The organism is Agromyces sp. P1_H4, from assembly GCF_056405255.1.
The window spans coordinates 1-9170 of the sequence record NZ_JBFUCL010000135.1 but is presented as its reverse complement, the minus strand read 5'-3'; the positions used below and the strand labels follow the sequence as shown (position 1 = coordinate 9170).

The 9170-nt window shown below is 68.9% G+C and carries 2 protein-coding genes; both read right to left on the bottom strand.

Going from position 1 to position 9170, the window contains the following annotated elements; genetic code table 11:
- Positions 1 to 28 precede the first annotated feature (28 nt).
- The gene (locus tag AC1DY2_RS09970) at positions 29 to 7192 is read right to left on the bottom strand and encodes a prealbumin-like fold domain-containing protein (protein ID WP_476762278.1); all 7164 of its coding nucleotides are present in this window, start codon (positions 7190 to 7192) and stop codon (positions 29 to 31) included.
- A gap of 251 nt (positions 7193 to 7443) precedes the next feature.
- Positions 7444 to 9170, bottom strand: a 1727-nt coding sequence (locus AC1DY2_RS09965; protein WP_476762277.1) for a DUF7927 domain-containing protein, incomplete at its 5' end; no start/stop codon positions are given.

The window sequence follows — 9170 nt, the reverse complement described above, 5'->3', positions numbered from 1 at the left end:
GCCCCACCGGGTTCGTTTCCCCGCGGCCTCAGGCCTGGATGCGACCCTCCCGGCGTCGTCGGATGATCGTCAGGCCCACGAGCACCGCGCCCAGGAGGGCGAGCACCCCACCGCCCCAGACGAACGGCGTGACGTCGAGCCCGGTCGAGGCGATCGCCGCCTGCTTCACCGGCACGTCGACGGTGTCATCTGCACACGTGATCACCGCTTCCGCGTCCGCCGGGGCATCCGCATCGTCCCAGCACACCTCACCGGTGTTCGAGATCGACGTCGCGTGGCTCGCCGGGTTCACGTGCACGCCGAGGGTGATCGGCGGCGCCGTCGGGAGGTTCGGCCCCAGCACGCCCAGGAGGTCGCAGTGGAGCACGCCACCATAGCCGGCGCTGTCCTTGCCCGTCACCTGGCAGTCCTCCCAGCGGGGGAACGCCGGCGCCGGCGCCGTGTCGATCGAGTCCACCCGCAGGTCGGTCGGGATCGCGTCGAAGATCTCGACGGGCTCCGCTCCTCCGGTTCCCACCGAGGTGACCTTCAGCGTGTACTCGTAGTCGCCGCCCGGCGCCGTCGACGAGACGCTCGCCGTCTTCTCGATGTCGAGGTCGGGCGGACGCACGATCGCGCACGCCGGCAGCGCCTGCGGGTAGGTGACCAGGACGGCCTGGCTCGGGTTGATCGAGAAGGTCACCGTCGCGGGGTTCACCATGTCGCGCCACGGGTACGTCGGCACGGTCTCATCCAGGATGAGGTCGAGGAACCGCGTGCCCGGAGTCGGCGGCGTGATCAGGTCCTGCTCGGTGATCGGGCGCCATCCCGGGAACTGGTACGGGATGCCGTTCGCGTCGACCGCGGCGCCCGGCCAGAGCAGCGGCTCGTTCCGGTCCTCCCAGGGGACGACGACCTCGTAGGTGAGCGTGCCGTCACCCGAGACCCACGTGACCGTGATCGGCCCGGGCGTGACACTGTCCGAGACCTTGATGTCGAGGTACAGGTACGGCACGTCGTTCACGCAGCGCGGGTAGGCGCCGGCGTCGATGGCCTTCTGCGGCACGTCGACGTCATCGCAGTCGTTCGTCGAGATGAGGTCCGCCAGGGCGCCCTCGGTCGGCGTGATCGCGACGCACGCCTCGTTCGGGATGTCCCCGAGGTCGACCGGCTCCACCACGGGCGGCGGATCGTTCGGTCCGACGACGCCGGGCGCCTCGACCGGGGCGGGCTGGAGCATCGTGACCGGGATGTGCACCGTCACGACCTCACCGGGTGCGAACGGGCCGACGCCGTGGGCGGCGAACTCGTTGCCGACGGTCGACTCGCTCCAGGTGCCGAGTCCGTCGAAGTCCGCGGCACCCGTGATCGCGAAGCGCGCATCGATCGTGTCGGCGATGTCGAGCTCGGCGACCGGGAGCGTTCCGTTGTTCCGCACCGTGAGCACGTAGTCGAACTCATCGCCGGCGTCGACCGCGGTCGCGCCCTCGGCCAGCTCGTACGCCTTCTCGAGGCTGACGTCGACCGACTCCGCCTCGTTCTCGACGGCACAGCTGGTCAGGTGGCCGAGGGTGACGGTACCGACGTCATCGGTGTCCACCTTCGCGCCGCCGTCGATGCCGCATCGCCAATCGCCGTTGAAGTAGTACGCGAGGAGCGGGTAGTTCGCCTTCGCCTGGGAGATCGCCTCCAGCAGCGAGTAGTCACCGGTCGGCACCGTGAACACGAGGCCCGCGTCACCAGCGACCAGCAGCTGCGTCGCCTTCGCGGCGTTGTCGCCGGTCAGGTTCCAGTCGCCGGGCGTCAGCACCGAGAGCGATCCCGGCGTCACCCCGCCGAGGTCGATCCGGCTGAGGATCGCCTCGAGGGCCGAGTTGTCGACCGTCTTCTGGAGCTGGATGCGCCCGACCGGGATCGTCGCGCACGCGTCGACGTCGGTGACGATCGTGCCGTTCACCAGCGTCGCCCCGTTGAAGAACCCGTGGCCGCTCGTCGAGGCGAGGCAGGCGACGTCATCGAGATCGGTGACGTTCACCACGTTCGCCACGACGGTGATCGTGTAGGTGTGCACGGCGAGCGGTGCGATGACCTCGTCGTCGGCGAGGACCGTGACGTCGTCACCGTTCCAATCGGACGTGTCGACGCCGGCGTCGTTGGTCGCAACGGCGTCGCCGTCGTCGATGGTGACGCCATCGGGGAATCCGAGTTCGTCCTCGAGGTCGTAGTACAGATCGAGGTCGGCGCTCTCGCTCGTCACCACGACGTGGTAGACGACCTTCCAGTCGCCCCCGCCGAGGTTCTCGGGCGATCCCACGATCTCCTTGGTGACCGTCGTGCGTCCGGGCTCGTCGCAGTCGGTGGCAGCCTGCGGCTCGCCCTCGCCGACGGTCAGGAACGCCGTGTTGCGGAATCCGCCCGGTTCGGTGTCACCCGGCTGGCAGATGTCCTGGCTGGTCTCGTACACCTGCTCCGGCACGGTCGCGTTGATCGTGACGGTGTAGGTGTCGGTTCCGGATGCCGCGACCGACTCGTCGCGGGCCAGCACGAAGTTCGACGCCTCGGCGTCCCAGTTCGCGGCTTCATCCGACGGTCCCGTCGCCGACGAGTCGTTGATCACGACGCCGACGCCGAAGTACGGCTCGTCGTCGAGGTCGTAGACGAGCGGCGCGACCGGGCTCTGGTTGGTGACCGTCACCTCGTAGACGAGGTCCCAGGTGCCGTCGGTCTTCTGCTCGATGGAGGTGAGGTCCTTCGTGATCAGGCCCGTCGGCGGCACGACGTCGTTGGTGACCTCGCAGGTGAGCGAGGCGCCCGGCGTCGCGACGAACGTGTTGCCCGTCGTCTCGGGGTCGTCGTCGGTGCAGACGACCTCGCCACCCGACCAGCCCTCGGGAAGGTCGCCCTCGGTGACCRTGTAGACGGTACCGATCGCGAGATTCGTCCACGTCACGCTGTCGGTCTCGTCACCGATTCCCGACACCGTCTGCTCCGCCTGCGGGAGCACGCCGTCGGCCGGAGCGATCGTGAGCGGGAACTCCCACTCGAACCCCTCGGGCACTCCGGTCACGTGCTTGGTGACGGTGACGTCACCGGGCTGCGCCGTGTTGGTGACGGTGCAGCTGAGCGAGAGGCCCGGCGTCACGAGGAACTGGAAGCCGGCGAGCGCCGCATCGGCGTCCGTGAGGTTGCCGCCGTTGCAGACGAAGCCGCCCTCGTTCCAGCCACCCACGTCACCCTCCGTGAGGGTGTAGGTCTGGCCKACGACGAGTCCGTCCCAGCTCACGCTGGAGTCGGCCTGGGTGACGTGCTGGGTCGCGTCCTGGCCGGTGACCACCGGCGAGATCGTGATCGCGAAGTCGAAGGGGTAGCCCTGCGGCACGCCCTCGACGATCTTGCGCACCGTCACGTCGCCCGCCTCGGGCACGTTCGTGTAGGTGCACGTCACGGTCTGGCCGGCCGCGAGCGTGATCTCCGCCGTGGCATCCGTGACCTCGACGCCGCCGCTCGGCGAGCACTCGAGGCCCTGGAGGTCCCAGTTCGCCGTCGCCGACTCGTTGACCGTGTAGGTGCCGGGAAGGAGTTGCCCGAAGATCTTCGCCGGGTCACCGTCCTTCAGCGTGAAGTTGGTCGCCGGGGCATCCGGAGCATCGAAGGTGAATGGGAAGTCCACGCCCGCGCCGCCGGGGATCGAGCCGACGCCCGGCACCACCTTGTCGATGATGATCGTCGACAGCTCGGTGTTCGAGTAGGTACAGGTGACCGTCTCGCCCGGATCGAGGTCGATGAGGCCCTTGAGCGCGTTCTGGGCGTCCACCGCGGAGCCGTTGTCGGCGCCACCAGCGCGCGACTCCACGCAGCCGACGAGCTTGCCGACGTGGGTGTTCGTCAGCAGTTCGGTGACGCTGTAGCTGCCGGCCACGACGTTGTCGTAGGTGTTGGCGCCGACGCCGCCGGCGGTGGTGATGCCGAAGCTGCCGATCGAGGGGTTGCCGGCCCAGGGCCACGTGCCCGTGAACTGGAAGGTCGAATCAGCGCCGTCGATGTTCTTGACGATGATGATCTTGCCCTTGGCGGTGTTCGTGATGTCGCACGCGAACACGTCTCCGGCCTGCACGGTGAACCCGCTCTCGGTGACCGGCTGCGCGGCATCGCTGCCCGCGTGCTTCACGGTGCAGGTGAGCTCACCCGCGACCCAGCCGGTGCCGGGGTTCTTCTCCGCGAGCGAGTACGTCGTTCCCGGCACGAGGTTCGCGAACGTGGTCTCGGCCGATCCGCCGCCGGCGGGAGTCGCGACCATCTGCTCGACCGGGGCGCCCGCGGGTGCGAGCGGGGTGAGCACGAACGTGAAGGTACCGCTCGCGCCGACCGAGGTCTTCGTGATCTTCGCCGAACCGGGCACCGCCGTGTTCAGCACGGTGCAGGTGAGCGTGAAGCCCGGCGTGACGATGAACTGGTCGCCGGCGAGGTTCGGGTTCGAGTCGGGGCCGCACTCCACGGCTCCGCCGGTCCATCCGGCCGGCAGCTTCTCCGTGATCGTGTACTCGGTGCCGACGTCGAGGTTCTTCCACGTGACGCTGTCGGTCGTGTTCCCCGACCCGCTCACCGTCTGCGTGGCACCGGGGGTCACCCCGGCGCTCGGCGAGATCGTGAGGTCGAACGCCCAGTCGGTTCCGGATGCCACGCCCGCCACGGTCTTCGTGACGGTCACCTCACCGGGGGTGGCGACGTTCGTGATGTCGCACGTGACCACGAGGCCTGGGGTCACGGTGAACTGCCACGTGTCGCCGACCTCCTGGCCGACGTTGCAGGTGAAGCCCTCGGTCGTGTAGCCGGTGACCGCGATCTCGTTCAGCGTGTAGGTCTGGCCGACGATGAGGTCGGTCCACTTGGCCGTCGGCGTCTCGTCGGACACCGTCTTCGGGTTCTGCTGGCCGCCGGGAACCGGGTCGATCCCGATCTGGAACGCCCAGTCGTCGGCACCGTCCACGTGCTTCGTGACGGTGACCTCGCCGCGCGTCGCGGTGTTGAGCACGGTGCAGGTGACCGTCTCGCCCGGGTCGAGGGTGATGTTGATCGGCGAATCCGTGGTCGGGTTCTCGTTGGTGCAGGTCATGCTCGTGACATCCCACCCGGCGAGCGCCGCCTCGGTGAGGGTGTACGCGCCGGGCTTGACCTGGTTGAAGGCCTTCTCGCCGCCGTCCTTCAGCGCGAAGCCGGGCTGGCCCGTGAGCGTGAAGTCGAACGAGGTCGTCGCACCGTCGGGGTTGGTCTCCTTCTTGACGATGATGTTGCCGCGCTGCGTGTTCGTGTAGGTACAGGTGACGAGTTCACCGGGTTCCAGGTGGATGCTCGCGACGCCCGTCGCCACATCGCCCGTCGAGGCGACGCCCGTGGCGTCGTCGGTGCAGGTGAGGCCGGTGAGGTCGTACGCCGGTGCCGGCGTCGTCTCGGTCACCGTGTAGTCGCCCGGGGCGACGCTCGTGTAGTCCTTCGACCCCGTCTTGGTGTCTCCGGTCGTGGTGATCTGGAACGGACCACCCGGGATCGTCGTCGTGAAGTCGAACGTGCCGTTCGCCCCCGCGACATTCTTGATGATCCTGATCGCGCCGTCCTGCCGGTTGGTGAACGTGCACTCGGTGATCTGCCCGGCGACCGTGGTGACGACGGCGGTGCCGGTCGCGAGGGTCGTGGTGGCGGGGGTCGAGCACGTGAGAGCGGTGAGGTGCCAGGCCGGCGTGCCGGGCTCGGGGAACTCGTTGATCGTCACGGTCGAGCCGGGCACGAAGTACGTGACCGGCGAGCTCGTGCCGCCGTCCACCTTCACGGGCGTGCCGTTGATGGCGAAGTCGAACGTGGTCGGGTCGCCCTGGGCGACCTTCGTGATCTTCACGCCCGAGGTGGAGTTCGTGATCACGCAGGTGGTGGTGGCGCCGACAAAGAGCTTGAAGGGCTGGTTCGTGTAGGTCTCGACCTGGTTGGTGGAGGGGTTCGTCACGGTGCAGACGGTGGACTGGTGCACCCACGGCTGCCCGGCGTCGACCGTCTCAGCGAGCTGGTAGTCGGTTCCCGCGAAGACGTTGCCCCAGGTGTGGGTGTCGCCGACGCCGATCGGCGCGGCGATCGCGTTGTTGTTGCCCTGCGGCAGCACCGGGCCGGTCAACGTGCTGTCGTGCACGATGCCGCCGCCGGTGCGGGTCACGGTGTAGTCGAAGACGTCGTCCGACGTGGCATCCGCCGGGTTCGCGACCTTCTTCACGACGAGGCCGCCGCAGTTGGTGATGGTGAGCGGGTTGGACGACTTCAGGATGTCCTGCAGGGTCGCGCTGTCGCTGTTGCCCGTGCGGGTGATGAACCCGGCGTCGAGGAAGGTGCGACACGCGCCGTCGCTCGGCAGGAGGTTCGACGCAGTCAGGTCGACCGCCATCTCACCGAAGGTCGCGTCGTTGCCCGACGTGTTGGTGTCGGTGTTCTTCCCGACCGCAGCCTGGTAGACGATGGGCGTACCGATCGGCTCCCAGCTGTTGCCGTCCCAGCTCAGCACGCGGATCGAGGTGTTCGGGGTCCCCGACGGGTCGTAGTTGAACTCGATGAGGTAGTCGTCGGCACGTCCTGCGGCCGGGCCCTCGAAGAGCTCGTACGAGGTCATGTCGCCGTTGCCCGAAAGCCGCGTCCAGTAGGCGTAGAAGATCGTGTGCGGGACCCCGCCGATCGTGACGACCTCGTAGGCCGAGCCGCCGGTGCACGCGTCGCCCTTCGCGTTCGCGGAGTTGCTGATGAGGCCGGCCCACGGGTTGTCGTCGACCTTCGCGCCGCCCGGGAAGACACTCAGGGTCTCGCTGGCGCCGCAGGTGCCGGGCGAGCCGAGCGTCGCACCGCTGTCGGCCGTGCGCTGCGCCGCGATGATGCCGGTCGACGGGCCGAGGTTCGTCTGGTACGGCGGCTTCGGCGTCGACCCCACCACGCCCTGCCAGTCGTTGGCGCCTGCGGTGTTGCCGTCGATCTCGAACGACGTGGTGAGCGTCCCGAGCGTCGCCGCCTCCGCGGAGGTCGCGGGCGCGAGCGCCACCGCGACCATCCCGCTCGTCGCGACCAGTGCGCCGACCACGAGCGTGCTGAGCAGGCGGCGCCTCGAGCGGCGGTGCAGCAGTCGCGCCATCCGCGAGTCGGGCAGGTCGTCGGTCGAACGGGTGTGCACACGCGTCTTCGCGCTCATCATCAGCCTTCGGGTTGATGGAGCAGCAAGCGACAGCCACTGCCCCTGGGCTGTACCGACCCGTCGGGTAGAACGGGCCCGAGTCCCGGGTAATGGACTCAGTCGCCATCCTGTCAGTCGGGCACGTCCGAGGGCTGGTCCCAAAACGGGGGTGGTCGTCCGCTCGGCGCGCCGTCGGCTGCGCACAGCGGATGCCGCGACCGAGGCTCGGTCGCGGCATCCGCTTGCCCGTCATCACGGGCGCTGTGCGGTCACTCCGTCATGCGGCGGCGCGACCGTGCGGCGGCCAGTCCCACCCCGCCTGCGACGAGGAGTCCGAGCGCGGCGGCGAGGAATCCACCCGTCTCGAAGCCCGTGTCAGGAAGGGCGGAGCTCGACGTCGAGGCCGGGACCACGGTGGGCGGCGTGTTCGACGGCGGTGCCGCGTTGCAGTTCGGCGTCGGCGGCGGGTAGACCGCCACGGCGTCGTTCGACGGGTTGATCCGGATCTCGACGACCGCCTCGGCCCGGAGGTCGTAGAACGGCGCACTCGGGTCGAGGACCCACGTGCCGTCGGCGAGGAGCGTCCATCCGGGCCAGTCGATCGGGTTGCCGGCGGCGTCGACCTCTGCACCGGGCCAGAGCTGCTGGCCGGAGATGGCCTGGCCGCTCGTCCACCCCGGGGGATATGCGATCGGGTCGACCTGGGAGGCGCCGTCGGCGAGGATCGCCGCGATGTCACTCGCCGGGATCGACGGGTCGTGACTCGCGAAGGCCGCCGGGGTCCACCAGATCAGCACGATCGGGTTGGCCGACGGGTCGTCGATGTTGTACGGCGTGATCGAGTAGCTGAACAACGGGGTGTCGTTCACGCACTGCGCCACGGCGGTCAGGCCGATCGACTTCACCGGATGATCGACGACGCACGGGCCGTCCTCGCCCTCGCCCTCGCCCTCGATGCTCCCGACCGGGCACTCGCCGCCGTCGGACGGTTCTACCACGTTGTGCAGCAGCGCGCCCCCGACGACGTCCTCGCCGACCTCCACGGTGTACCAGGTCTGCGCGGAGTCGCCTTCGGACCCCTGCTCCTCGAGAGTCGGCACCGTCCAGGTCAACACGTTCCCGACTGGTCCGGTCAGGCCGGGGCCGACGGCGACGAGCGAGGCGTTGTCGAGCACGTCGGAGATGTCGTCGAACGCCTGAGCGTCTGTGACGATCACATCCGAGGTGTTCTCCGCATCTAGGTAGTACGTAATGATGTCACCGGCCTCCACGGTGGCGCCGTCAACGGGATCGGAGCTCTTCTGGAGCTCCCAGAACGGCACCGGGCACGCCTCGAGCGTCACGGTCTTCGTGAGGTCAGTCTCGGGGTCGGCGCCGACGCGGTGGAGCACCACGTCGTAGTCGCCCGGCGGCAGCGGATCGAAGGTGCCGCTGAGCGTTCCGCTCGCGGCTTCGAACGTGACCGTCCCGACCACGTCGCTGGTGCCGGCGACGTACACGGTGAGCACGTAGTCGAACGAGATGGCGAGATCAGACAGGTCGTACGCGATGGTGCGCCCCTCGGTCACCACGGACGGGCACGGCGCCACCGAGAGCAGCACGCCGACCTGCGGCAGGTTGCAGTCGTTCTCGAAGATCGGCAGCAGGTCGAGGTTCAGCCCCGGGAAGTGGTGCTGGCCACCGTCCTTGTCGAAGTAGTCGAACTCGGGGATGATGTCGCCGAAGTCGTGGTGCTCCGAGTGGGCGGTCGACGGGTCGGTCGGGTCGTTCGGGTCGCCCTTGGGGTCGATGATCGAGCGCACGCTCGGGCTGATCGCGACATACGGGTTCGTCGCACTCGCCGTCGAGTGGCAGATGTCGACGTGGTCGTTCCACTCCGGGATCGTCGTGACGGGCGGCCCTCCCGCGTCGGCGGGCGCCATGCGCGCCGCCGCCTGCGGGGCGCCCTCGTCGGAGAACGTGGCCGCCGACTCGGACCCGTCAGGCGGTGTTGCCG